Below are 23,881 nucleotides of genomic sequence, written 5' to 3' on the forward strand. Positions count from 1 at the left end.
ATGGAACTCAACCCGGCGATCCCCCTCCATGCGATCGATTCCGAGGTTCTGCTGCGGCTTGGCGTTGCCGCCGTGGTCGGCCTGTTGCTCGGCCTCGACCGCGAGTGGCACGGCCATCCGGCCGGCCTGCGTACGCACGGACTGGTCTGCGTGGCGGCGGCCACGATGACCACTTCCATCATAGCCCTCTACTTCCAGCTCGACGGACCGCGCATGGACCCTTTGCGCATCTTCGAGGCGACCGGCGCTTTCGTGGGCTTCATCGGAGCCGGGCTGATCGTGTTTTCCCGCGGGCGCCTGCGCAACCTGACCACAGCCGCGCATATGTGGCTGACCGCGATCATCGGCATCGCCTGCGGCGCCGGGCAGTGGCCGCTGGTGGCCATCGGCGTGTTGGTCAGCCTGGTCATGGTGACGGCGCTGCATTTCGTGGAGGCGCGCTGGGACCGGCGGCATCCTTCGCCCGGTAAGGAACGGTAAGGATGGCCAAGTCCGACCCTCTCGCCGAATACAACCGCAAGCGGGACTTCGCCCGAACCGCCGAGCCGGCCGGCAAGCGGCAGAACAGCGAAGCGGGCAATATCTTCATCGTCCAGAAGCATGCCGCGCGGCGGCTGCACTGGGATTTCCGGCTGGAAGTGGACGGTGTGCTCAAGTCCTGGGCCGTGACCAGGGGCCCCAGCGCCGATCCCGAGGACAAGCGGCTGGCCGTCCGTACCGAGGATCACCCCCTCTCCTACGCCCGCTTCGAAGGCAACATTCCGCAAGGCGAATATGGCGGCGGCACCGTCATGCTCTGGGACGAAGGCACCTGGGCGCCGATCGCGGGCAAGAGCGCGAAGGACCTGGAGGAAGGACACCTCCACTTCACGCTCGACGGGGAGAGGATGAAGGGCGAGTGGCTGCTGGTGCGGATGAAGGGCCGCCCCGGTGAGAAGCGCGAGAACTGGCTGCTGCGCAAGGTCAGCGACGGCCATGCCGTCTCCGGCGATCAACTGGTCGAGGAAGGGCTGAAAAGCGTGCTCACCGGCCGCACCATGGCCGAGATCGCAGCGGACAAGGCGGGCACCCAGTCGCTCAAGGGCAAGAAGGGCAAGGCCTTCGCCGATGCCATGGACGACGCCGCGCAGCACAATTCGGAGACTGCCAAGACGGCCAGGCCCCCAGCGAAGCGGCGGCCCGGCGGCCGGGCCAAAGGCGCCCCGCCGAAGTTTCGCGCAGTCCAGCTGGCCACGCTCGTCGATGCCGTGCCGGACGGCAACTTGTGGATGCACGAGATCAAGTTCGACGGCTACCGCGCCCTCGCCGCCCTCGCCGGTGATACCGTGCGAATCTATACCCGCAGCGGCCTCGACTGGAGCGACAAGTTCGCCCCGCTTGTAGACACTCTCGCCGCGCTCGACCTTCCGCCCACCCTGATCGACGGCGAGATCATTGCACGGGGACCGGACGGCAATCCCAGCTTCTCCAACCTGCAGGCCGTGCTCAAGCGCGGACACGGCAGCCAGAAACCCGGCGACAAACTGGAATTCCACGCCTTCGACTTGCTCGAACTCGATGGGCGGAACCTGGCCCCGCTCCCCAATATCGAGCGCAAGGAGCGGCTGGAAGCGCTGCTGGCCGATGCCCGATCCCCGCTTTTCGTGGCAGACCATGTGATCGGCGCGGGCGAAAAGCTTTACGCGGCGATGTGCCAGGCGGGCCAGGAAGGCGTGATCGCCAAGCGCATCGACGCCGCCTATGCGGGCCGCCGCACCCGCAACTGGGTCAAAGTGAAATGTACCCGCAGGCAGGAATTCGTGGTGGTCGGATGGAGCCGATCGAGTGCGAAGGGACGGCCGTTTTCCTCGCTGCTGCTGGCGCAGTACGAAAAGGGGAAGCTGGTCTATCGCGGCAAAGTGGGTACCGGATTCGACGGCGACACCCTGGGCGATCTGGCGGCCCGGCTGGCACCGCTCGTCCGCAAGACCGCGCCGGTGGAAGCCGACCGGACCGAAGCGCGCGGCGCGACCTGGGTAACGCCGAAGCTTGTCGCCGAGATCGCCTTTGCCGAATTCACCGCCGAAGGGCGTGTGCGTCACGCCAGTTTCCTGGGCCTGCGCAGCGACAAGCCGGCGAAGGAGGTCACCCCCGAAATGCCCAAGTCCGCCCCCAAGGCCGCGATCGACGTCGAAATATCCAGCCGGGACCGGGTGATCTTCCCGGAAACCGGCCAGACCAAGGGCCAGCTTGCCGATTACTATGCCGCGGTGGCCCCGCTCATGCTGCCTTTCGCCGCCAACCGGCCGATCAGCCTCGTCCGCTGCCCCCAGGGTCGCGCCCGGAAATGCTTCTTCCAGAAGCACGACAGCGGCTCGTTCGGCCCTCACGTCTCTCACGTACCGATCCGCGAGAAGGACGGCGGCAGCGAGGACTACCTCTATATCGACGACGCCGAAGGGCTGGTCGCCTGCGTGCAGATGGGGACCATCGAGTTCCACGGCTGGGAATCGCGGGCGGACGCCGTCGAGAAGCCGGACCGGCTGATCTTCGACCTCGATCCCGACGAAGGGCTGGACTTCGGAGACTGCCGCCGCGCCGCGCAGGATTTGCGCCGCCAGCTTGCGGATATCGGCCTGGTCAGCTTCGCCATGTTGTCGGGCGGCAAAGGCGTCCATGTCGTGGTGCCGCTGACGCCCGGCCATGACTGGGACAGCCACAAGGACTTCGCCCGGCGGTTTGCCGAAGCCCTGAGCACGGCCGAACCGGACCGCTTCGTGGCGACGATGAGCAAGGCCAAGCGCAAGGGCAAGATCTTCATCGACTGGCTGCGCAACCAGCGCGGCAGCACCGCCGTCCTGCCCTATTCCGCCCGTGCCCGCGCCGGAGCGCCGGTGGCGGTTCCGATCTCCTGGGACGAGCTGGACGGAATGAAGGACGCCCATCCCTTCTCGATCGACGATGCCGAAGCCCTGATCGAACACGCAGCCGACTTGCGCGGCTGGGGCTTTGCCGAGCAACCCCTGCCGAACTTCTGACGCGCGTTATTGCAGCCGAAGCCCCGCGGCTTCCGTGCTGCATGCCTCTACGGACGGCGCGCGCTTCGTTCCGGTCCTGGCCAGTTCGGCGCGCGCTGCGTCGAGGTCGGCACGAAACGCCTGCTCGGCATGGAGCCGCGCCAGCGTGGCCGCCGCCATCAGTCGCCCGGCATCGACATCGCTTGCCCAATGGACGTTGCAGACCAGCCGGCTGTCCCCGAAATCACGGCCGCGCTGGAGAATGGCATCGGCGCGATCGGGCACGAGTTCGGCCAGGATCAGCGCCCAGCCCCAGCCCAGCGCGCTATGGCCGGAGGGATAGGATCCGTCGGTGCGCAGCACGGCTTCGTCCTGCGGTGAGCAGGTCGTGTCGCCGTGAGCCACGAAAGGCCGCACGCGGCGATAGTGGTCCTTGGCCTTGTAGGTGGAGAGTCCGATGTCGATCATCGCCTTGCTCATCACGCGGTAGAGCACCGGCGTGCGCTTGGCATCCGGTATCACGCCGGCGGCGCAGGCAAAGGCCTGGAAGGCATGCGCCGGCTTGAGATCGGCATCGCTCGCCGCCTGGATGAAGCGCGGACTGTCTTTCGGCCGGGCCATGGCCTTGTCCGTTTCCTCGTCCCGCGCGAACGCGGCCGATCCTTCTGCCGGTGGCGGCGGCAGGAGTGCCAGGCTATCCGGAAGCTGCGAGAGCGAGAGGTAGCCTTTCGGCATGCCCGGCGGCAGCTTGGCGGTGATGCTGGGCGGTCCGGCGCCCGTCTGCACGGGCGCCGGACCGGCAGTGGTTCCCTGGGGCGACTGGGCCGCCGCGGATACGAATATCGCGGCGGCACCCAGTGCCGAAAGGAGGATCGGAAGGCGCGCGCTCCCCATCAACTGGAACCGGCAGCGGCATCGGCCATCTTGGCGATGGCGTCGTCGATGGTGAAGCTGTTGGGACGCTGGATCGGCGGAAATTCCTTGAACGTCTCCGCGAACATCGCCGCGCCGGTCTGGGCCGCATAGATGAAGTAGGCGTTGTGCAGGAACCAGTCGTAATAGGTGTTCGAGGTGATATCCGCGAACTCGTAAGGATCGGTCCGCAGGTTGAACATCTTGGGCAGTCTCAGCCGGGTGAAGGGTTCGGCCCAGACCTGCATGGTTCCCGGGCAGCGCTGTTCCAGGAAGACCAGCTTCCAGTTGTCGTAGCGCATCGCCAGGATGTCGCCATCGTCGCTGATGTAGAAGAAGAAGTTGCGCGGGCTGTCCTTTTCCTTGCCGGTGATGTGGCCCAGCAGGCTCTTGCCGTCGATGTGGTTCTTGTAGGTGCGGCCGATCGCCTGGTGGCCCTTCTTCACTTTCTCGACGATGTCGGGTTCGCCCGCCATTTCCAGGAAAGTGGGCAGCCAGTCGTGGTGCTGGACGATGCCGTTGGAGATCGAGCCGGGCTCGATCCTGCCCGGCCAGCGCACCATCATCGGAATGCGGAACGCGCCTTCCCAATTGGTGTTCTTCTCGCTGCGGAACGGGGTCATGCCACCATCCGGCCAGGAGTTGCGGTGCGGGCCGTTGTCGGTCGAATACATGACGAACGTGTCGTCGGCGATGCCCATGTCGTCGAGAGCATCGAGAACCTGGCCGACGTTCTTGTCATGGTCGATCATGGTGTCGTGATAGTCGGATTGCCAGCGACCGGCCTGGCCCTTGCTCTCCGGCTTGGGGTGCGTGAACATGTGCATGTGCGTGGTGTTGAGCCACACGAACCACGGCTTGTCGTCCGCCTCCTGCCGCTTGATGAAATCGAGCGCCGCGGCGACGAATTCGTCGTCGCAGGTCTCCATGCGCTTCTTGGTGAGCGGGCCGGTGTCCTCGATCTTCTGCTTGCCCACCTTGCCCCAGCGTTCCATCTCCGTGGGATCGTCCTTGTCGGTGGCCCAGCTGTGGATCACGCCGCGGGGGCCGAAACGTTCCTTGAACTTGGGGTCCTTCGGATAGTCCTCCATCTCGGGCTCTTCCTCGGCATTGAGGTGATAGAGGTTGCCGAAGAACTCGTCGAAACCGTGATTGGTGGGCAGCATGTGGTTCAGGTCGCCCAGGTGGTTCTTGCCGAACTGCCCGGTGGCATAGCCCTGCTCCTTGAGCAGCGCGGCGATGGTCACGATCTTTTCGTTCATGCCGGTGGGCGCGGCGGGAATACCCACCTTGGAGAGCCCGGTGCGCAGCACGCTCTGCCCGGTGATGAAGGACGAGCGCCCCGCAGTGCAGCTCTGTTCGCCGTAGCTGTCGGTGAACTTCATGCCTTCCCTGGCAAGCCGGTCGATGTTCGGCGTTCGATAGCCCATCAGGCCGTCGGTATAGCAACTGAGATTGCTGATTCCGATGTCGTCACCCCAGATGACCAGGATGTTCGGCTTTCCATTCGGCATGATAGGCATCCTTCTGCACGATAGGACCGCAATGGTCGTGAAGGCGGGCCGATTCGGCCATCCGGGTTTCACCCGATACCAAGTTGTTTTGCATCCTAGGGGAGTGGATATTGCCTATCCAGCCCATCACTCGCGCAAACAACGTTACGAACACGCTTCGGACCGGACCTTTTATTTTCCAGTATTCTCGCTATTTCTTGGACATCCCCTCAGCATTGATGGGCGAGAGGCTCTTCAATTCGGTAAGGCCCGCAGCGCTCAGCTTGGCCCAGTGAGCGAAGAGGTCTTCGAAGTCCGCCGTGTTGGTCACGGTGTTGCGCAAGTAGGCCCGGCTGTCCTCCATGCTGCGGGAATCGACCGCACGGCCGAGCAAGGCACCGGTGCGCGAATCGCGCGCCTCGATCACCAGCGTGCCGCCCCCGGCGTCGCGGGAAAAGGTCCACGACCGGCCCGCCGTCATGGGGTCCGGGGCGACCACGTCGAGATTGACGACCGCCGTGGACAGCCGCAGCACATCGGAGCCGGGCTGGTCCACCACCTGGTATCCCGCCTTCTGGTAAGCTTCCACGAACAGCTTGTGGAAGCCGGTCTTCGCCTGCTCCAGGATATCCCGCGCCTGCTCGTTGGAGACGGGGCGCCCCCTGTCCTCGGCAAAGCCATGCTCACGCTGCCAGTTCTTGCGGAAGGCTATTTCCGCCGGGTCGATCATGACTTTGGTATAGCCGCGAAAGTCCGCATCGGGCTGAAGGTAGACCGTCTCGATCTTGCTTGATTTCACATGCATCAGCCCGTCCCAGGTGTCCGGCGCCTTGGCCGCCAGGGCGGGCACGGCGCAAGCGAGCAGAAGGGGCAGGACGGCATATCTGGACAAGCGCGCGCGCATCTTGAGTCTCCTCTGTTCCCGGTCTCGGGTCCCGACATTTTCGCAGGACATTATCCGCAGCGCGGCGGCGCGCACATCGGGACCATTACCGGCTTTGCGCGGGACTACTCCGCTCCTCCAGCGACGGCCCACTCCCGTCCTGCCCGCTCCCGCCCCGTTCACCCGGGCATGCGTCGGGCAATCCGGGGGTAATCCCCGATTCAGCTCCCGGCCCGCCTGCCGCACTCTCCTCGACCTGTCAGAGGATCAGGAGCGGTACATGCCCCATGTCAATTTCCGGCACGTCTTGTGGAGTCTCCTGGCGCTGGGATGCAGCCAGGCCGCAGGCACGGCCCAGGCCTCGGAAGGCGGCACCAGCATCTACCTGCTGGGATCCGGCGGCCCGGCCGCCGCCGTTCAGCCGCCCGTCGAAGGCATCTTCGTGGACGACACGATGTATTTCTACGGCGGCGACATCGCGGCCGACAAGAGCCTTGTCGTGGGCGGCAATGTCGCGCTGGGCCTCGACTCCTTCGTGGCGGCACAGTTCACCACCCTGGTCTGGGTACCCTCCACCAAGTTCCTGGGCGGCACCCTGGCCCTTGGCGGCTCGCTGCCGCTGGCCGCGCCGTTCGTCGATGCCTCGGTGATCGTCGCCGGGCCCGGCGGACAGTCCATCACCCGCTCCCGCACCGACAATACCCTGGCGATCGGCGACCCCCTCGCCAACATGTCGCTCGGCTGGAAGTGGGACAAGTTCTACCTGCAGGTCGGCGGCTTCGTGAATATCCCGGTGGGCCACTACCGCGAAGGCGAGCTGGCGAACATCGCGTTTCACCGCTGGGCCGGCGACGCCTCGCTGGCAGCGAGCTGGCACGACACCGATTCCGGCTGGGACGTCAGTGCCAAGGCCGGTGTCACTTTCAATGGCAACAACAAGGTCACCGACTACAACACCGGCAACGAGCTTCATGTCGAAGCCGCGGTGGAGAAGAGTTTTTCCGAGAAATTCTCCGCCGGGATCGTCGGCTATTATTACGACCAGATCAGCGGCGATACCGGCGAAGGTGCGGTGCTCGGCCCCAACAAGGGTCGGGTCGCGGCGCTGGGCGGCACGGCTGCCTATAACCTGATCCTCGGCCGCAGCCCGGCCACCTTCCGGGTGCGCGTATTCCAGGAATTCGACGCCCGCCGCCGTCAGGAGGGGACCGCGGGCATGTTGAGCCTGACCTTGCCGCTCAAGATCTTCCCGCCGGCCGCCGCGACGAACTGACCGGACACCGATCGGCCGCGTCTTGCCGGTCGCCGCTGCGCCGCAAGACGTGTGCCCATCCAGAAGGAGAGCCGACCATGCAGCAGCGGCCGGATGCCACGCCCCCTCGGCCCCTGTCCGCGGCCCCGCTCCGGTCTGCCCCGATGCTGGCGACGCTGCTGCTGGCCGGGCTTCCCTTTCCCGCCCTGGCACAGGACCGGCCGGTACAGCAGATGGCGAACGACACCGTCATCGCGACGACTTCGCTGTCCGCCCCCCAGAACGACCGGCCTGCAACCGGCGACGCCGCCGCATCGGCAGCCGCGCCGCCGGCACCTCCCGCCGCCAAGAAGATGAAACCCGACCTGCTGGTCGTTCCCATTCCGATGTCGAACCCGACGGTCGGGGCCGGGCTCACCGTGGCGGGAGTGCTGTTCTACAACCCCAACGGCTCCAGCCAGCCCTGGGTCACCGGCGGCGGTGCCTTCTATACCACCAACAAGAGCTGGGGCGCTGGCGCGGTGCACAGCATGTCGCTGGACGACGACCGCTTCAAGGTGCTGCTCTTCGGCGGCTATGCCGACATCAACATGCAGTTCTACGGCATCGGCGCCAATGCGGGCGACCGCGACATCTCGGTGGACCTGGAGGACCGGGGCACCATGATCCTGTCCCAGGGGCAATACGAGATCGCAGAGCACTTCTACGTCGGCGCGCGCTATCGCTTTCTCAAGGTGAACTCGCGGATAAAGCGCGAGAATCCGCTCTTTCCAGATCTCAATCTACCGGGCAACCTGCTCGACAGCCAGACTTCGGGCATCGGCCCGGCCGTGACTTACGACAGCCGCGACAACCAGTTCGCACCGCGCAAGGGCGCCAATGTCACGCTCGTCGGCGTCTTCAACATGGACGCGCTGGGCAGCGATTTTTCCTATAACACCTGGCAGTTCGCGGCCAGTGGGTACTTCCCGGCGACCTCCACCGGCACGCTCGCGATCCACGGCAGCCTTTGCGCGGTATCCAAGGGCGCTCCGTTCTACGACTTGTGCATGTACGGCCAGAACGGAGACCTTCGGGGATACGAAATGGGCCGCTACCGCGACCGCGCGATGTGGACCGCGCAAATCGAATGGCGCCAACAGATGAGCGACAGGTTCGGCGGGGTCCTGTTCGGCGGGATCGGCGGGATCGGAGACAGCCTCGGAGATCTCGACCATGGCAAGTTCCTGCCCGCCGTGGGCATGGGCCTGCGTTACAAGGCCTCGCCAGAGACCGGCACGAACTTGCGGCTCGACATCGCGATGGGTCGGGATTCACAGGCCATCTACTTCGGAATCGGCGAGGCGTTCTGAGCGACGCCGCCTCACGGAGGAGGCGGATAGCGGCATTTCACGAGGCGGCTAGGGACTTTCCCCGATCAACTTTTGCTCCTGCCAAGGCAATGATCGCAAAGCACAACGGAGGGTGAAGACCGATGGAGATCGTGAAACAACTGATACCGTTACTGCTGACCTTGAGCCTCGGCCTGCTGGTGGTAGCGGCCGGACTGGCATCGTCGCGCGGTGACTTCGCCTATGTCCTGAGGCGCCCCCGGCTGTTGCTGCCCGCCTTCGTGGCGATCATGGTGATCCCGATCCTCGCCGCCATGGCCATCGTCGCGCTGTTCCCGCTTTCCCAGGCGGCAAAAGCAGGCATCCTGCTCATGGCCATTTCGCCCGTGCCCCCACTGATGCCGGGCAAGGCTCTGAAGGCGGGCGGTCACACGCCCTATGTCTACGGCCTCATGGCGACCGGCGCCGTCTTCGCCGTGATCTTCGTGCCGATCCTTGGCGCCCTGGCAGCCCGCTTCTACGGCGTTCACGCGCAATTCCCGGTAAGCGTGGTCGCGCGCAATATCCTCATCGGCGTGGCCATCCCGCTTGTGGTCGGGCTTGTAGTTGGCCGGGTCCTGCTCAAGGCGCCCGCTCCGCGCCTGACGAAAGCCGTGACCATTGCCGCCTACCTGCTGCTGGTACTGGCCGCACTGCCGATCTTGATCAAAGTCTGGCCGGCAATGATGGCGCTGATCGGCAATGGCACGGTTCTGGCCATGATACTCGTCGCCGTCGTGGCCATCGCGGGCGGCCATTTTCTTGGTGGCGACAACCTGGCGGACCGAGGCTCGCTCGCCATCTCCGCCGCCATGCGACACCCTGGAATCGCCTTGGCTCTGGCCGGTGCCAATCATGCCAATGCGGCGCTTTCGGCTGCAGTCCTGCTGTTCCTGATAGTCGGGTTCCTGGTGCTGATCCCTTACCAGATGCTCCTGCGGCGACAGGAAAAGCCCGGAGATCAGGTCTGATCCCCGGGCCCTGCAGGCTCAGATATTCGCGTCAGATCCTGGCGATGGCCCGGAAACCGACATGGGACGTCGAGGTATCGACCGGCTGGGCATGGCGCGCCGCCGGTCGATAGCGCTGGCAGTAGTTCGGCGCGCAAAGGTGCGAGCCGCCCTTGAGCACGCGCCGGGGGATGCGCGTGGGATCGTTCGGGTCGACACTGTCCTGCATCGCCTTGGCCCGCGCCGTGGAGCAGCAGCTCCTGACCGGCTCCACACCGGGAGAATCGCGCCACCAGTCGGCGGTCCATTCCCAGACATTGCCGATCATGTCGTTGAGCCCATAGCCGTTGGCCGGATAGGTGCCGACGGGCGAGGTCCGCAGCCACCCGTCCTCGCGCAAGTTCGCATAAGGGAAAGCGCCCTGCCAGGTGTTGGCCTGATGGACACCGCCCGGCACGAGTTCGGAACCCCAGGCGAATTCGGTGCCTTCGCTGCCACCGCGCGCCGCGAACTCCCATTCCGCCTCGTTCGGCAGCGAGAGTCCCGACCAGTCGAGATAGGCCTCGACATCGACCAGCGCGACATGGACCACCGGATGTTCGGCGATCTCGTCCAGGGAGCTATCCGGTCCGGTGGGATGGCGCCAGTCCGCGCCGGACTGGAACGACCACCACTGGCTGACCGGCCCGCGCGGATCGACCGGGCGGGCGGGCGGCTGGAACACGAGCGAGGACGGCACCAGCATCTCCGGCAGGGCGCCGGGATAGTCGGCCGGGTCCGGCGCCTGCTCTGCAAAAGTGCGGTAGCCGGTTTCCGCCACGAACCGCGCGAATTCCCGGTTGGTCACCGGGTTGCGGTCGATCCAGAACCCTTCGACCGCGGCCGGCCGTTCGGGCCGCTCCTCGGGATAATGGTGGTTGGAGCCCATGGTGAACTGCCCGCCTTCGATCCAGACCATGTCGCGATCGGATCCGGGGCGGGTCTTTGCTGCAATCGATGCCACCGTTCAGTTCATCCCGGAGATGTTGAAGACGATCCCCAGCACCGCCGCTATGCCGAGAATAGCCAGCAGCACCGCAACGACCAGGGTAAGCGAAACCGGAAACACCGTCTCGCCGTGAATCAGCCCGTCGCCCGTCATGGACGTTCGGCTGGCGCGAAGCTCCAGCGCAAACTGGACGTGCCGCGCGATGCCGCCGAACAGCAGCAATATGCCCAGCACGATAAGCGCCACGCCGAAGTTCCGGGGTGTCTGGCTTTGGCCGATGACACCCGCTTCGTGCAGCTTCGCGAAGGCCTGATAGATCGTGAACCCGAAGCCGATGAGCGACAGCGCAGTGCGTATCTCGGACATCAACGTCCGATCGGCGCTCATCCGCGTCCGGTGGAAGGACATGCCGGTGCGGCGCATCGACATTTCCGTGCGGTTTTCGGAAAGACCCGTGCGATGCTGCGAAAGATCGGTCCGGAATTCGGACAGGTCCGTGCGGTGCTCCGAAAGGTTCGTGCGAAAGCGCGAGAGATTGCTGCGAAACCGCGAGAAAGTGGTCGAAGCCTCGTCGGAAGAGATTCCGGCAACGTCGGGCAGAGGCGGAACGGCAGGCAGGTCGATCCGCTCGGGCCTGGGGGTGGCGATGCCCCGTTCGTTCTCGAACGCTTCGCCGGTCATTTCGCCGCTCCTGCCGGCGGCGGGAAGTTGGCGAGAACCGCCGTCACCACCGCATTGACCTTTTCCTGAGTGACGCTGCTGCTGGTCACCTGCTGCGTCGCAGTGCCATGCCACACCGGCGACTTGCTCGCGCTGTCGTAGACGTCGATGGTCAGCGTCCCGTCCGTCACGTTGCGCACATCGACCTGGTTGTACCCGGCCCAGCCGCCCCAGGGACGGAAATAGGGCCCGTAGGAGCCCAGCGAGGATACTTCCACGCGGTCACGCGAACCAAGGGTAAACCCGATGGCGAAATCGCCGGTGCCGCTTTGGGTATAGCCTCGCTTGGCCATCTCGCTCTCGACAGCGGTCTTGACGCGCTGGGTAAGCAGCGGGTTCACGCCTTGCGGTGCGGCAGTGTAAGCCCAGCTATACGTCCGGAAACCGGCAAAATTCGCCGCAGGATCGGCGTCGAAGGTTACTTTCGGCGTGGTCGCGCAAGATGCCGTCAGCAGTGCGCAACATGCCAGGGTCAATGCTCGCGAGTTCATGGCCTTCTCCTTGTATCGAGAGGTGAACTATCCGGTTGGCAGTGGCGTTCAGCTATCGGGAATCTCCCTGATGCAGGCTGTCGGGCATCCCCATGGACAGCCCCCGAGGTTCGCCGCGCCGACTACCCTGGCATCTCCCGAGGCAATTCCAGCGCGATCAGAGGGATTCCCCGGATGTGACGCCGGCAGGGAAACTGTGACCCTGTAACGGTTCAGCCATCAAAGGAGTGACCGATGCCCGTTTCGCGCTTCCGGCCTGCCGCCGGAGCCTTCACGCTGGCGCTGCTGCTCGCGGGTGCCGCGACGCCCGCTCTCGCCCAGGCCGCTGCGGACCAGACCCCGTCCGCAGCCGACGCGGCGACCACCGCAGCCACCAGCGCAGCCACTGGGCCCCGCACGGCAACGCAGACGCTCGACCCGGTGGCCATCCAGGCGCTCAAGGGCATGGGCAACTATCTCAAGACACTGCAAAGCTTCGAGATCCAGTCCAAGGCGACGATGGAATCGACGTTGCAGGACACCGATATCGCCGTGCATCTCGGCTATGAGGCAACCTACAAGGTCATGCGGCCCACCGCCTTCTTCGTGCAATTGAAGTCGGACCGCGCGATCCGCGAATATTATTATGACGGCAAATCACTCACCGTGAACGTGCCGCGGCAGAACTACTATGCCAAAGTGCCTGCGCCGGCGACGATCCGCCAGACGGTGGACAAGATCTATCTCGACTACGGCATCGACTTGCCGCTTGCCGATCTGTTCTACTGGTCCGAAAATCCCGTGACCGATGGCATCACTTCGGCCGTTCGCGTGGGCTTCGCGCGGATCAACGGGCAGGAAACCGACCAGTTCGCCTATCGCGGCGAGGATCTCGACTGGCAGCTCTGGATCGCCCGCGGCAAGAAGCCGGTGCCGCTGAAGGTCGTGATCATAGACCGGTCGAACCCGATCCGGCCGTCTTACGTGGCGGAACTCACCTGGAACACCGCCCCTGCCCTGACGGCGCGCGATTTCGCCTTCGTTCCGGGGAAGAACGCCACCGCGATCCAACTGGCCGCGCTTTCCAGCCTGGAGGGCAACTGACATGCGAAACGATCGGATCGCTCGGATCGGAGCCCTTGCCACGTCGCTCGCAGTCCTTGCGGCGACGATTGCTCCGGCCGAGGCCCAGCGCCGTCTCGGCGGCGGCGGCATGCATATGAGCGGCGGACGCATGAGTGGCGGGCTGGGCGGCGGCGGAGGCTTTCAGGGCCGCAGCAACTTCCATGCCCCCGGCAGCGGCGGCGGCGGCATCCGCAATCCCGACATCCCGCGCGAGCATCCCGTGCCGCATCCCGATGGCGGCGGCGGAAGACCCGAACCCGGCCCCGGTCCGCATCCTGGCCCCGGACCTAACCCCGGCCCCGGCCCTGGCCCTGGCCCTGGCCCTGGCCCTGGACCTGGCCCTGGACCCGGCCCCGGACCGCATCCTGGACCTGGCCCCGGACCTGGACCTCACCCGGGACCAGGACCTCGTCCGGGACCGCCGCCGCCGCCCCCGCCGCCCGGCTGGGGTTGGGGCTGGGGCTACTACGACGATCCCTTCTGGGATGCTGCGGCCGTCGGCATCGTCGCCGGCACCACTGCAGCCGTGGTGGCCAGTTCCAGCCAGCCGGACACGGTGGTCATCCAGAGCACGACCGTCGGCTCGGTGGTCTACACGCTCCCTTCCAATTGCCCGAAAGTGGTGCGCGGCGACGTGACCTACTTCAGCTGCAACAACATCTGGTATCGCCCGCAGTACCAATCCTCCGGGGTTACCTACGTCATCGTCAATCCGCCGGGGTGAGGCTCATGTACCCCCTCGGTCCCGCGCCGGTGGAGCAGGTCGCCGGAGTTGCCCTTCCCGAAGGGCGGCTCCGGCGACTACGCCGCGGCAGTCGGGCAAACCTGGCGGGAGGATCGCTGGATGAAATCGATAGCAATGTTATCGCGCGATACATTCCACCATGCGATGGCGAGCAAAGCGGCAGTGGCTTTTGCCAGACCAGACATGAAAGCTTACACTAGTCCGGCAGAATGTTCTCAATTTACCTTTTGAACCTCTGGCTATTTTTCAAATATTTAATATCAATATCCGGCCCGGTTTCAAAGGCGAACCTCTCCTGAAAATTCAGGAGAACAATTCGACTTGGAAAAGTGCCTTTGCATCTGCGTTCGCCGTTCGTCGGAATTGTGGAGAACTTATGCCGGAATGCTAGGGAAACTCCCGATTGAACGGGGTCATGACGGAACGAAGATAGACCCGCAGCCAACCGATGGCACCTGCAACGCCGCTAGAAAAAGGGGGGGTCGAATGCGCCCGATCACAAGCAGAATCCTTATCGCTGACGATCATCAGGCGATGCGCCAGGGCGTTCGGACCTTGCTGGAATCGCATGCCGATTTCCAGGTCGTGGGGGAAGCGGCCGATGGCCGCGAGGCGCTGAACCTGGCGGTGGAAACCAAGCCGGACATCGCCATCCTGGATTACTCGCTGCCGCTGATGAACGGCCTCGAACTGACCCGCGCGATCAAGCACGAGCTGCCGCGCACCGAAATACTGATCTACACGATGCACGATCGCGAAAGCATCCTGATAGATGTCCTGCGCGCCGGTGCCCGCGGCTATGTCCTCAAGTCGGACAGCGGCGTGCATCTGGTCTCTGCGGCCAAGGCCCTGGCGAAACGCAAGCCGTACTTTTCCGGCGCGATTTCGGAAACGCTGCTGGAACACTTCATCGATACCAACCACTCTACCGACAAGAGCATCATGCTCACCGCGCGCGAACGCGAGATCGTGCAGCTGATCGCGGAAGGCAAGCTGAACAAGCAGATCGCCCATATGCTGGGCATCAGCGTGAAGACGGTGGAAACCCACCGCGCCGCCGCCATGCACAAGCTGAAGCTCAGGACGACGGCGGAACTCGTGCTTTATGCGGTTCGGAACAATATCGTTGAGCCTTGACCGCATTCGCCGCAGCGTCGGTCTGGCGCCGCTGCGGGAAATAGGCGCCGATGTGCGTGCCATTGGCGCGCCGCTCCACGCAGAAGATACCGCCCAGCGCCTCTACGCGCTCACGCATCCCTGACAATCCCACGCCCATGGCCTCGCGGCGGCGTCCTTCGATGATGTCGCTGGGAATGCCGATCCCGTCGTCCTCTACTTCCAGCACGAGATGCTTGGCCACCGTCGTCAGGCGCACTTCCACGGTATGGGCGAAGGCATGCTTGCCCACGTTGACCAGCGCTTCCTGCGCGACGCGGTAAAGCGCAATCTCGAGATCGGCCGAGGGCCGCAGACGCCCGGCAAGGTTCTGGAAACGAACATCGAGCCCCGTGCGCCGCGCAAAACCCCTGACGAAGGCTGCCAGCGCCTCGTAGATGCCCCCAGACGACAGTTCCGGCGGATGCAGGACGTAGCTGAGCGTGCGCATCTGATGCTGCGCGGTGCTGAGCGCGCTTTCGATGTCGATACAGGCTTCCTCGATGGCGTCGAAAGTCCGCGCCTTGCGCACCGTCTCCAGCATGACTTGCGCCAGCGCGAGGTGCTGCGCGGTGCCGTCATGAAGATCGCGCGCGATCCGGCGGCGCTCCTCTTCCTGCGCCAGGAGAATTCTGGCCTGCTGCGCCCGCCGCGTCAGCCGCTCCCCTGCCTTGCGGCCGGTCTTGAGCACGACCAGGATCATGCCGAAGGGCTCGGCGATGCTCGTGATCTGGACGCCCAGTTCCCCCCCGCGCGAGGTCAGCATGGGATAGCTGCGGCTGACGGACAGCAGGCTGCCGCCCAGGATGCGAACGATGTGCCCGCGAATGTCCGATCGGGATTCCTGGTCGAGAGGAAGCTGCTCCAGCACGCTCTCGAACGATGAATTGACGCTCTGGGCGAAGTCCATGCCCAGCACCGCAAGTGCCGCATCGGTAAGATTGGCAAGGACCACCTTGCCGCTCGGCGCCACTACGAAGACATCGAGCGGCAGCGCCTGGATTAACCCGCTCAGGACAGTAGCGCGGTTCTCATCATAGCTGAGGTTCTTTACGAGCGGCATCTTGACTACGACGCCGCTGCAATCGATTTTCGGGTTCGTCATACGCACAGCCCCCGTGAGTACGCAGCAATTTGCGCTTCGGATCAATAGCGTAACTAAGTATGATTCTCTAGCTGTATTATTCCAAGTCCATGACTAACCACAATGGATAGGTTTTTCGCGCCTCCGTAATTACCCGTATAGCTCTTTACTTATTGTGATATTGTTTCCAGCACCGCCCATTAGCTAACGTGGCAACTGAACTTTTCTGTCCTGCAGCATCGGCGCAGGCCAGGCGCATCGCCTGCAAACGCTGCCGAAAACCGGACCTCGCGGATACCCGATCGCCATTTCCTGCCTGAAAGGGTGCGTCGAACGCTCCGGACATGCTGCAGCGCCCACACGCACGATCATCGAGTTGCGCAGCGGATCCGCGTGCCCTCGCGCCCTTCCGGTATGTGCCCTTACGGCCACAGGGAAAGCCCCCATAGCCTCGGAGCAAGGAATCGATAGCGTGCTGTCCTGTAGAAACTGATGCGTGAGCCCAGCCGATGTCCGAAGCTGACACCAGCGGCACAGCCCAGGACACATCGCCCGGGCGCAGAGGCTGGATCCGCGATCCGCTGGCGGGGCTGGTCGACGCGGTCGTGGCCCTTCCCGATGGCCTCGCAACCGCCGCGCTGATCGGCGTGAACCCGGTTGCCGGCCTCTATGCCGCCGCGATAGGCCCTGCAGTCGGCGGCATGCTGACGAGCAGCCGGTTGATGATCGTCGCGACCACCAGCGCTTCCGCCGTCATGGCCGCAGAGGCGCTTGCGGCGTTCTCCGGCGAGGCACGCACCAGCGCACTGATGCTGCTGGTCCTGCTGTCCGGTGGCTTCCTGGTCCTGTTCGGACTGTTGCAGGCCGGCCGGCTCGTGCGCTTCGTCTCCCATGCAGTGATGACCGGCTTCATGCTGGGCGTGGCGGTGATGCTGATCCTCTCGCAATTACCCACGCTGGTTGGCTATTCTCCGCAGCCGCCCGCCGAAGTCGGCCCCCTGCTCTCGCGGCTGCTCCATATGGGCCGGATCGCGCCCCATACCGCGATTATCGGCCTCTCCACTCTGGCGCTGCTGCTGATACTGCGCCGCACACGGCTCAGCCTCTGGTCCCCCCTTCTCGCACTGGCCGTCCCGACGCTCTCGATGGCGGCACTGGGATGGAGCGACGTTCCCACTGTCGCCAGCGGCAGCCCCATTCCGCGCGGGTTCCCGCTGCCGCGCCTGCCGGCGCTGGACAGCTTGACGCTCGACCTCGTCGGATCGGCTTTCGCCATCGCCGTGGTCGTGGCGATACAGGGTGCCGGGGTCAGCCAAGGCCTTGCCGTCGCCCACGGCCGCCGCGCGAACGTCTCCCGCGACATGATGGCGCAAGGCGTCGCCAATTGCGCGAGCAGCCTGATGTCGGGGATCGGCGTAGGCGGGTCGGTCAGCCAGACCGCCCTCAACGTCAGCCTCGGCGCCGCGACCCGCTGGGCCGGCATCAGCGCGGGGATCTGGCTGCTGGTCTTCATCCTGCTCATCCCCAATCTGGTCGGCCTGGTCCCGACGAGCGGCCTCGCCGCGCTGATGGTCAGCGCCGGAGCGAGCGCGATCAACTGGCGCGAGGCACTCTCCATCTGGCGCGTGGGAGGCGGCGCGCGGCTCGCCATCGTCGCGACTTTCAGCGCCTGCCTGGCCTTATCCATCCCCGTAGCAGTCGGCATCGGGGTACTGGTGACGATCGTCTATTTCGTCTCGTCCTCGGCCACGGACGTGTCCATGCGGATGGTGGTGCAGCGACCTGACGGACAGGCGGAGGAACAGCCCCCGCCGGCCGCCCTCGCCAGCCACCAGATCCTCGTCCTCGACGTCTGGGGAAGCCTGTTCTTCGCGGGAGCGCGGACCCTTCAGGAAAACCTGCCGGATCCCGCCGGAGCGGAAGAGCCCGCAGTCATCCTGCGCATGCGCGGCCACAGCGCGGTGGACGCCACCCTGATCGAAGTGCTTGACGACTACGCCCACCGACTGTCGAAGCAAGGCGGCACGCTCTACCTCAGCGGCGTCAGCGACGGCCTGGCCGAACAATTCCGCCGATCGGGAAAACTGCTGCCTTCCAGCAACGTGCACATCGTTCCGGTCCAACCCATAATCGGCGCCGCCACCCGAACCGCCCTCGCCGAAGCACGCCGCTGGTCTGACGACCACGACAACGGCGCCAGCTGAACGTGTGATGCCGCTAAGGTTCGGCTAAATAAAAGTCTTTATGGGAAGTGATGGTAGCGGAGGAGGGACCCAATGGCCTCCATTATCTAACTGAATTTATTACCAATTTCTAAAAAAAAAAGAAAAATTCCACCCCCAATTCTACCCCCAACAAATAGGCGAATCGCCGAAACGTTCCATAGCTGAGCCAAACCGAAAGGTTGTGGTAGCCATATTCGAAAAGATGAGCCTTTCTAGAGGGGTGATTGTCTGCGTCTTCGTGTGCGCTCGAAACGGTGCACCGATCCCCTCATCCAGATTTCGCTCGGTTCAATCCAGCTCGATATCCTAGATCGCCTCATCGAAATGGTGCTGCGCCCACCGCACGATCAGCGATCGCAATTGGGATAGTGACGTAGTCCGCTAGTATTTTCAGAGCCCGCTACGCCTTGCCAGTCAAACGAACACATGATGGGCCAACCAGATCCCATACTGCATCGATCACGGCCTCTAGCGAGAGATTTTCAAGCTCGAGTGAGGCAGCATAGGCCCGCCATTGCCGCTGCTTCGCGCTGTCACTGCTCATTTCTGACGAGAGCCCCGGTGGCCGCTCCGACGGGATCGCAGTCTCGCGGCGCTCAAAGGTCGCGCGGATCGCAGCATCAAGATCATCCGGGGTTATTTCTATCGCGCGAGGAATGGCCCACAGGTCATAGTAGTCCTTCATACGCCCGTTAATGACGCCCAGCGCCACCATCGCCTGAAATTTCTCGGCGATAACGCTAGCGGGAGGATATGACCGTACTTGGGGCGCAGGTAGGTCAAGCAAAGTCGGATAATCGAGATGCTGGGTGGCATCGACCATGGCATCCCCGAAACCGATGTCGATCGTAACCGGGATGCGCGTCCTCTCGAGATAGGCAGCAGTTTTCAGACGGACGCCGCCATATTCCATCTCCTCGCGGATGACCTCGGCTGACAATGCATCCAGATCAAATACGAGACCATCATCACCCTCGCCCGCCATAATCTGGCGGAAGTCGACTATCAGCCGATTAGGGTCGGAATCACCATGCCCGAGAAAATCTGCATCTCGCGTTACGCGGTTTTCGTCGTCGATCCAGACGGTGACGAGCATTCCGCCCTTCAGAACGAATCGATCGCGGTGCTCGGTCAGGGAAAGGCGGTACAGCAGGCGTTCGAGAGCAAAGCGCACCAAGACTATGTCGAAGGCGCGCCCTTCCTTGCGGGCGATGTAGAGCAAGCGATCCTTGACGGACTTCGCGATATTGACAGGCGCCTTAGCCATTTGAGGTGAGTGCTTCGAGATAGGGCTGCATCGCTTTCCAGGCTCCGCCCATCTTCGCGGCGGTAGCAATCATGGCCGGTGTCGCCTTGCGAAGGCGAAGTGCGGCGCGCAGGCTCTCGATGGCGACCGACCGGTCCACCAGCTTTGGGTTGCGAAAGGCATCCGCCAGCGTCTTCGAGACCGAGTATATCGGCACTTGCACGCCCGCAATCGCGTGTTGCTCGATGCCATGTCGGAGGTAGGTATCGGCAAAGCGGACCAGCCGTATCGGCGGGTAGGATTGCACCGGCGCCCAATCACTGGCTCCGATTGCCATCCAAACGCGGCGGGGCATCTGGTCAGTCAGATCGTGGAACGCGAGGGCAGAGACGAGCGCGACGATTCCTTTGGGAACCCTGAGCGCGGCTTCAGCAAAAATCTGACCTTCTTCGATCTCAGCATCAGGTTTTTGATAAATGCCCCGCCCGATCCGTTCGATTTTTCCGGCTTCAACCGCCCTGGAGATCGTCTGGGGGTTGATGCCTGCTGCGCGTAGCTCTGATGCGCGCAGCATCGCACCCGCCCCCAGGAGGCGGAGCAGTCTGGCGTTTTGCGGTTCAGAAGGGGCAGGCATGTAACAAATCCTCGGATTCATGACCAGAATATCAGAGGTTTTGTTACATGTCACTTCGGATTGAACTAGCCAGAAAGCCCGTTCTCAATGCTTGAAGCAGTGCTCTCGATGCCAGCTTAAGAAGCTCGGATGAGGCCGATCCGCAATATGCGCCGGAGGTAGCGCAAAGCCGGTGCGATTGATCAGCCCACGGATCGCCTCGCCATCATTAGCCTGGCGGCTGACCAGAACCTCAAGGTCATCGGCGAGACTTATCAGGCCTCGATCAAACATCCAATGCACAGTCCCCGACAAAGCGAGACCGTTGCTCACGATATCAGGGCCACCCTTTTCGACGGGACGGATATGTGCCGCCTCGACTTCAGCCCTGCCACCACCATTGATAAGCTTTAGGCCCGTAATTGCGCACCGGGCCTCATAGGCCGTCACGACCCGCCGCCGAAACAAACGATCGCGCACCAGGCGTGAGCCGAAATAGGCGACGCGATCGCGCTCGATTTCGTGAACGAATGGCACCCGCTCTTCCCGCACCATTTCAGCGCCCGTCGCATCCGCTATCGCGCTTACGCGGGGTAAGAAGTCAACCTCCTCGGCAACGCCAAGGTCAATGATGCGATTGAAGTCCCGATCCGAAAGAGGTCGTACCGCCGACTGAGCACGACCTGAAATCTTGCCAGCCTCATTCAGGATCCCATGCTCAACGATGCCGAGTGGACCGTTGAAAGGCACCACGTTGATAAAATCTAAGTAAGACCCCGGCTCGATCAACGCCAGATACATGCCCGACGCGGAAGGGTCAGGCACTACTCGATTCACTTTCGCGACCGCAAAGTATCCCTTAGACAACCGGATCTTGCTCGATTCGTAATAGACGATCCAATCGCCGATACAGGCGCTCACTCGGCTAAGATACTGCGAGGGAAACTGGTACCGCTCGGCCGGGCTATCATCATAAGTCGAGTCCGAACGATGGATGAAGACACCTTTGGCCATCAGACGCCGATACCTAGATAAGCTAGCCTGGGAAACTATTAACTGTTCATGGCAGCACCAAATTTTAACCAACCCGCGACATTGAGCGCAGCCCTGTCGTCGCTAAATCGACGACAGGGAACTCGTATCGGCTCCTCGATTTGGGATCATACGACCCATTTCAGACCCTCAGCACCGGATTTCAGTTTCCGAGGTGCGGAAGGTCCGCTAGCCAGCAGGTCGCGACCAGGTCCGGTCGTTCATCGTTCGCCGCAGGAACGGCGAGATTCACTGCTAGCGGTCATTCGCCTGCCGATGATTGATGGGGTCAGTCAACGTCCAGTTCCAGGCGAGTGATCTGCGCTCCGGAAAGGCCGACATGGGTGGGAAGCTGACTGACGGCATTCCCGCCGTTTAAGAATAGAAACGGACATCAAACGAAGTCGCCCCGAGGGGCTCAACTGCGATAGACGTATGCTTGCCGTTCTCCGGTTTGGCCTTCTCTACCCAGCATCCTGCTGCTTGAACGCGTTCTGCCGCGCATTCCACAGGCGAAATACGCGCAAGCTGGCGTTTGAAATCGTCAGAGCATTCCTGATCGAGCAGCAATTTGACGTGGTAAGAAAATCCCGGTGCAGTACTTCGTTCTTCGGCGGTGGTCAGATCGCGGATTTGCGCAGAAGGGCACAAATCCAAACCGGTATATTCCTTGACCTCGTTCCGAGTGATTGGTGGCGAGGCCCCGCAAGCTGCAAGGCAAAGGGAGATAACTGAGATTGCGAAGGATCGAAGTTCCATCCGGTCAACTTATGCAATTTCAGAATGGCCGCTATCTGAAAAATCGCGATGTTCAGCAAACGTCCGCAAGGGGGCGGCAGGCGACTGTCTGGTTTAGAGCGCTGGATAGCCCCTAGCTCAAGTTCCCGGATAATTTAATCAGATGATCGCAAGCGCCTCTTTGCGAGCCTTGGGTTAACAAGCTATCATGCAGTTATGATTAGCTTTCGCTTGCCATGGTATTCTTTGTTGCTGGGAGCGATTGTCCTCCCGGTCGCCTCCCTATTGCCTCTCAAGGAGACGCTAAAGCTGCCGCTTTTTTTGGTAAGTGTAATGCTGTTTCTGGACGGAAGCTTAGGCTTACGAACTCTACCTCGGTTAACACCCCATGCTAGTTTTCCTGAAGATTGGCGGAAAATCGAACAGAAGTTGTATTTCGGTTCGATGGGGCTTGCGCGCGTATCTGCCTCTGCTTGCGCTTGCGCCGCTTTGGCCGCTTTTTCCATTTTATTTGGTGATGGAGACTGGCGCGGATGGGCAGCAATTACGATTATTATAGGGTTCTTGATTAATTGGCTTTTCGCCGCTCTTAAAGCGATCCGTGACACTTTGGGCAACGATCGCTAGCCAGCATTTCAAAAATGCACCCCATGCCGTTTTTAAGCCTGATCGAACGACAGCTTGCACGGCTACCAAACTGGGAGCTGGAACGACTGCGTTGGGCGACATGCCGTCCAGCGGAAGGGCGCCCTTAGTTCCCCCGTTTTCGTCGGAAAATGATGTCAGAAAGCGCGGGCACAGCCAACATGGCACCGAAGACGCCAACTGCGCCGATACAGACGACAAGCATCTCGGCAGAGGCATGAGAAAGGTCGCGGGTCGCAGGTATCACCGTTCCTGCAACTGCCCCACCGAGGGAAATCACTATAGGAAGTCCATATAAGCGATAAGTTTTATGGGCGCGATCTTGCCTTGAACGAAATATGCGATGAGGGCCAACGGCAGTATTGCGATGCAGAGGCTTTTTTCCATTTCTTCAACATAGCCGCTGCCTGGCTGAAAGCCAACCATCCCAGTTGCTGACCCACCGGGTCGGCAAGCGATACCGGACTGACGCTTTCTGGATCGGCAAATCACCCCTGAAACGACTGACTCGGGCACTAGGCGGTTACACCGTGGCGGCCTGCATGAATTGGCAGCTTCCCACCCCTTCCTGGCCCTTGGAAGAGCGCAGCCGCGCTCTCAAAATCGAAATGGCAGGTTGTCAGATTGTAATCTCAAATCGTTCGAGCAGAAACCGCCCCGTTCCGGACACTGCTCTGGTGCGCTATGGTCTTCATCAGGTACAATTCGGCGAGGAGCGATAACAATGCGGATTAAACTAGGTGTTGCCGCCGTGATGCTTTTTACACCCATGCTCACTTTAGCACAGGTTCCTTCGCCGCCGTCTTTGCCTGGCCAAGACGATCTTGGTGCCCGCTTGATTGCTGCAATCGAATCCAAAGACGCGAAGACCTACGCTTCACTACTTTCGGACGACTTGCAGGTTTATGAGGACGGCAAGCTGATCGCTGCCAACAAAATCAAATGGCTAGATGATTTCGGAAAAAAGTTGGCTGCCAAAGGAGTTTCATTTACAGTTTCGTCTGGGTACTCCTCGACGGGGCGGCTTCTTTTTACGGAGTATTTCAATTCAACGGCGAGTTGGGGTGGCGCTATCCCGTCCCACTGTTGCTGGTCTTACGACGCAGTCGCATACGACATCAAGGACGGCAAAATAGCAGTGATAAGGCGGCTGCGGGGTGGTGATAAAAAGCTGGATGTAAACCGCTAGGTTAACCGTAGGGTCTTGCCCCTCTTGGCCAGTCCAGGGCGCAAATCGCT

The 23,881-nt window shown here is 62.6% G+C and carries 22 protein-coding genes; 11 read left to right on the forward strand and 11 right to left on the reverse strand.

The window, feature by feature from the left end; translation table 11 throughout:
* Both AC1VV3_RS04900 and ligD read left to right on the forward strand, forming a co-directional pair.
* Window positions 1-480 (forward strand): MgtC/SapB family protein, encoded by a 480-nt coding sequence (locus AC1VV3_RS04900; protein ID WP_431566967.1) that lies wholly within the window; start codon window positions 1-3, stop codon window positions 478-480.
* A 2-nt stretch (window positions 481-482) separates the two neighbouring features.
* Entirely contained in the window at window positions 483-3,017 is a 2,535-nt protein-coding gene (gene ligD, locus AC1VV3_RS04905; RefSeq protein ID WP_431566968.1) for a DNA ligase D, read from the forward strand.
* Window positions 3,018-3,023: 6 nt separating this feature from the next.
* Here ligD and AC1VV3_RS04910 read toward each other — a convergent pair whose 3' ends face one another.
* From AC1VV3_RS04910 to AC1VV3_RS04920, 3 genes are all read right to left on the reverse strand, one after another.
* Window positions 3,024-3,890 carry an acid phosphatase gene (locus AC1VV3_RS04910; RefSeq protein WP_465128123.1) on the reverse strand — a complete coding sequence of 289 codons (867 nt, stop codon included), beginning with the start codon at window positions 3,888-3,890 and terminating at the stop codon, window positions 3,024-3,026.
* Complete coding sequence (locus tag AC1VV3_RS04915; protein ID WP_134093193.1) at window positions 3,890-5,422, reverse strand: arylsulfatase; 1,533 nt, start codon at window positions 5,420-5,422, stop codon at window positions 3,890-3,892. The genes AC1VV3_RS04910 and AC1VV3_RS04915 overlap by 1 nt, the downstream gene beginning before the upstream one ends.
* A 190-nt stretch (window positions 5,423-5,612) precedes the next feature.
* Window positions 5,613-6,305: a DUF3313 family protein gene (locus tag AC1VV3_RS04920; RefSeq protein ID WP_132263524.1), complete on the reverse strand. Its 693-nt coding sequence runs from the start codon at window positions 6,303-6,305 to the stop codon at window positions 5,613-5,615.
* Between the two features lie 259 nt (window positions 6,306-6,564).
* On the opposite strand from AC1VV3_RS04920, the gene AC1VV3_RS04925 reads away from it, so the two are divergent.
* The 3 genes from AC1VV3_RS04925 (at window position 6,565) to AC1VV3_RS04935 (ending at window position 9,877) form a co-directional block, all read left to right on the forward strand.
* On the forward strand, window positions 6,565-7,557 hold the full coding sequence (locus AC1VV3_RS04925; protein WP_431566754.1) for a SphA family protein: 993 nt from the start codon (window positions 6,565-6,567) through the stop codon (window positions 7,555-7,557).
* A gap of 77 nt (window positions 7,558-7,634) precedes the next feature.
* Window positions 7,635-8,888: a BamA/TamA family outer membrane protein gene (locus AC1VV3_RS04930; RefSeq protein ID WP_431566753.1), complete on the forward strand. Its 1,254-nt coding sequence runs from the start codon at window positions 7,635-7,637 to the stop codon at window positions 8,886-8,888.
* Between the two features lie 122 nt (window positions 8,889-9,010).
* The gene (locus AC1VV3_RS04935) at window positions 9,011-9,877 is read left to right on the forward strand and encodes a Na+-dependent transporter (protein ID WP_132263528.1); all 867 of its coding nucleotides are present in this window, start codon (window positions 9,011-9,013) and stop codon (window positions 9,875-9,877) included.
* Window positions 9,878-9,908: 31 nt separating this feature from the next.
* On the opposite strand, the gene AC1VV3_RS04940 is transcribed toward AC1VV3_RS04935, so the two are convergent.
* The 3 genes from AC1VV3_RS04940 to AC1VV3_RS04950 are packed head-to-tail and all read right to left on the reverse strand — an operon-like array spanning window position 9,909 to window position 12,055.
* Window positions 9,909-10,814, reverse strand: coding sequence for a formylglycine-generating enzyme family protein (locus AC1VV3_RS04940; protein WP_431566752.1), 906 nt, complete (start codon window positions 10,812-10,814; stop codon window positions 9,909-9,911).
* Between the two features lie 48 nt (window positions 10,815-10,862).
* The gene (locus AC1VV3_RS04945; RefSeq protein WP_132263532.1) at window positions 10,863-11,525 is read right to left on the reverse strand and encodes a YidH family protein; all 663 of its coding nucleotides are present in this window, start codon (window positions 11,523-11,525) and stop codon (window positions 10,863-10,865) included.
* Window positions 11,522-12,055, reverse strand: coding sequence for a DUF4136 domain-containing protein (locus AC1VV3_RS04950; RefSeq protein WP_431566751.1), 534 nt, complete (start codon window positions 12,053-12,055; stop codon window positions 11,522-11,524). Before AC1VV3_RS04950 ends, AC1VV3_RS04945 begins: the two co-directional genes overlap by 4 nt.
* A 234-nt stretch (window positions 12,056-12,289) precedes the next feature.
* Between AC1VV3_RS04950 and AC1VV3_RS04955 the strand changes: the two genes are divergently transcribed.
* From AC1VV3_RS04955 to AC1VV3_RS04965, 3 genes are all read left to right on the forward strand, one after another.
* On the forward strand, window positions 12,290-13,138 hold the full coding sequence (locus AC1VV3_RS04955; RefSeq protein WP_431566750.1) for a DUF2092 domain-containing protein: 849 nt from the start codon (window positions 12,290-12,292) through the stop codon (window positions 13,136-13,138).
* Window position 13,139: 1 nt separating this feature from the next.
* Window positions 13,140-13,883 carry a hypothetical protein gene (locus AC1VV3_RS04960; RefSeq protein ID WP_465128124.1) on the forward strand — a complete coding sequence of 248 codons (744 nt, stop codon included), beginning with the start codon at window positions 13,140-13,142 and terminating at the stop codon, window positions 13,881-13,883.
* Window positions 13,884-14,390: 507 nt separating this feature from the next.
* Window positions 14,391-15,041: a response regulator gene (locus tag AC1VV3_RS04965; RefSeq protein WP_132263540.1), complete on the forward strand. Its 651-nt coding sequence runs from the start codon at window positions 14,391-14,393 to the stop codon at window positions 15,039-15,041.
* Here AC1VV3_RS04965 and AC1VV3_RS04970 read toward each other — a convergent pair.
* The gene (locus tag AC1VV3_RS04970; RefSeq protein ID WP_482961975.1) at window positions 14,983-16,164 is read right to left on the reverse strand and encodes a sensor histidine kinase; all 1,182 of its coding nucleotides are present in this window, start codon (window positions 16,162-16,164) and stop codon (window positions 14,983-14,985) included. The genes AC1VV3_RS04965 and AC1VV3_RS04970 overlap by 59 nt on opposite strands.
* Before the next feature lie 488 nt (window positions 16,165-16,652).
* Here AC1VV3_RS04970 and AC1VV3_RS04975 point away from each other — a divergent pair, with 488 nt between their 5' ends.
* Window positions 16,653-18,347: a SulP family inorganic anion transporter gene (locus AC1VV3_RS04975; protein WP_431566747.1), complete on the forward strand. Its 1,695-nt coding sequence runs from the start codon at window positions 16,653-16,655 to the stop codon at window positions 18,345-18,347.
* A gap of 421 nt (window positions 18,348-18,768) precedes the next feature.
* Here the strand turns inward: AC1VV3_RS04975 and AC1VV3_RS04980 are convergent, their stop codons facing one another.
* The 4 genes from AC1VV3_RS04980 to AC1VV3_RS04995 all read right to left on the reverse strand — a co-directional run bounded on the left by AC1VV3_RS04980 (window position 18,769) and on the right by AC1VV3_RS04995 (window position 22,018).
* A complete protein-coding gene (locus tag AC1VV3_RS04980; RefSeq protein ID WP_482961976.1) occupies window positions 18,769-19,635 on the reverse strand; it encodes a nucleotidyl transferase AbiEii/AbiGii toxin family protein in 867 nt (288 codons plus the stop codon).
* Window positions 19,628-20,248 carry a type IV toxin-antitoxin system AbiEi family antitoxin domain-containing protein gene (locus AC1VV3_RS04985; protein WP_482961977.1) on the reverse strand — a complete coding sequence of 207 codons (621 nt, stop codon included), beginning with the start codon at window positions 20,246-20,248 and terminating at the stop codon, window positions 19,628-19,630. The genes AC1VV3_RS04980 and AC1VV3_RS04985 overlap by 8 nt, the downstream gene beginning before the upstream one ends.
* Before the next feature lie 84 nt (window positions 20,249-20,332).
* Complete coding sequence (locus tag AC1VV3_RS04990) at window positions 20,333-21,241, reverse strand: HNH endonuclease (RefSeq protein ID WP_482961978.1); 909 nt, start codon at window positions 21,239-21,241, stop codon at window positions 20,333-20,335.
* 393 nt (window positions 21,242-21,634) lie between these two features.
* Window positions 21,635-22,018 (reverse strand): hypothetical protein, encoded by a 384-nt coding sequence (locus tag AC1VV3_RS04995; protein ID WP_482961979.1) that lies wholly within the window; start codon window positions 22,016-22,018, stop codon window positions 21,635-21,637.
* Between the two features lie 195 nt (window positions 22,019-22,213).
* Between AC1VV3_RS04995 and AC1VV3_RS05000 the strand changes: the two genes are divergently transcribed.
* Window positions 22,214-22,624: a hypothetical protein gene (locus AC1VV3_RS05000; protein WP_482961980.1), complete on the forward strand. Its 411-nt coding sequence runs from the start codon at window positions 22,214-22,216 to the stop codon at window positions 22,622-22,624.
* 742 nt (window positions 22,625-23,366) lie between these two features.
* A complete protein-coding gene (locus AC1VV3_RS05005; protein ID WP_482961981.1) occupies window positions 23,367-23,831 on the forward strand; it encodes a hypothetical protein in 465 nt (154 codons plus the stop codon).
* Window positions 23,832-23,881 lie beyond the last annotated feature (50 nt).

The sequence above is a fragment of the Novosphingobium sp. BL-S-34 genome (assembly GCF_056857015.1).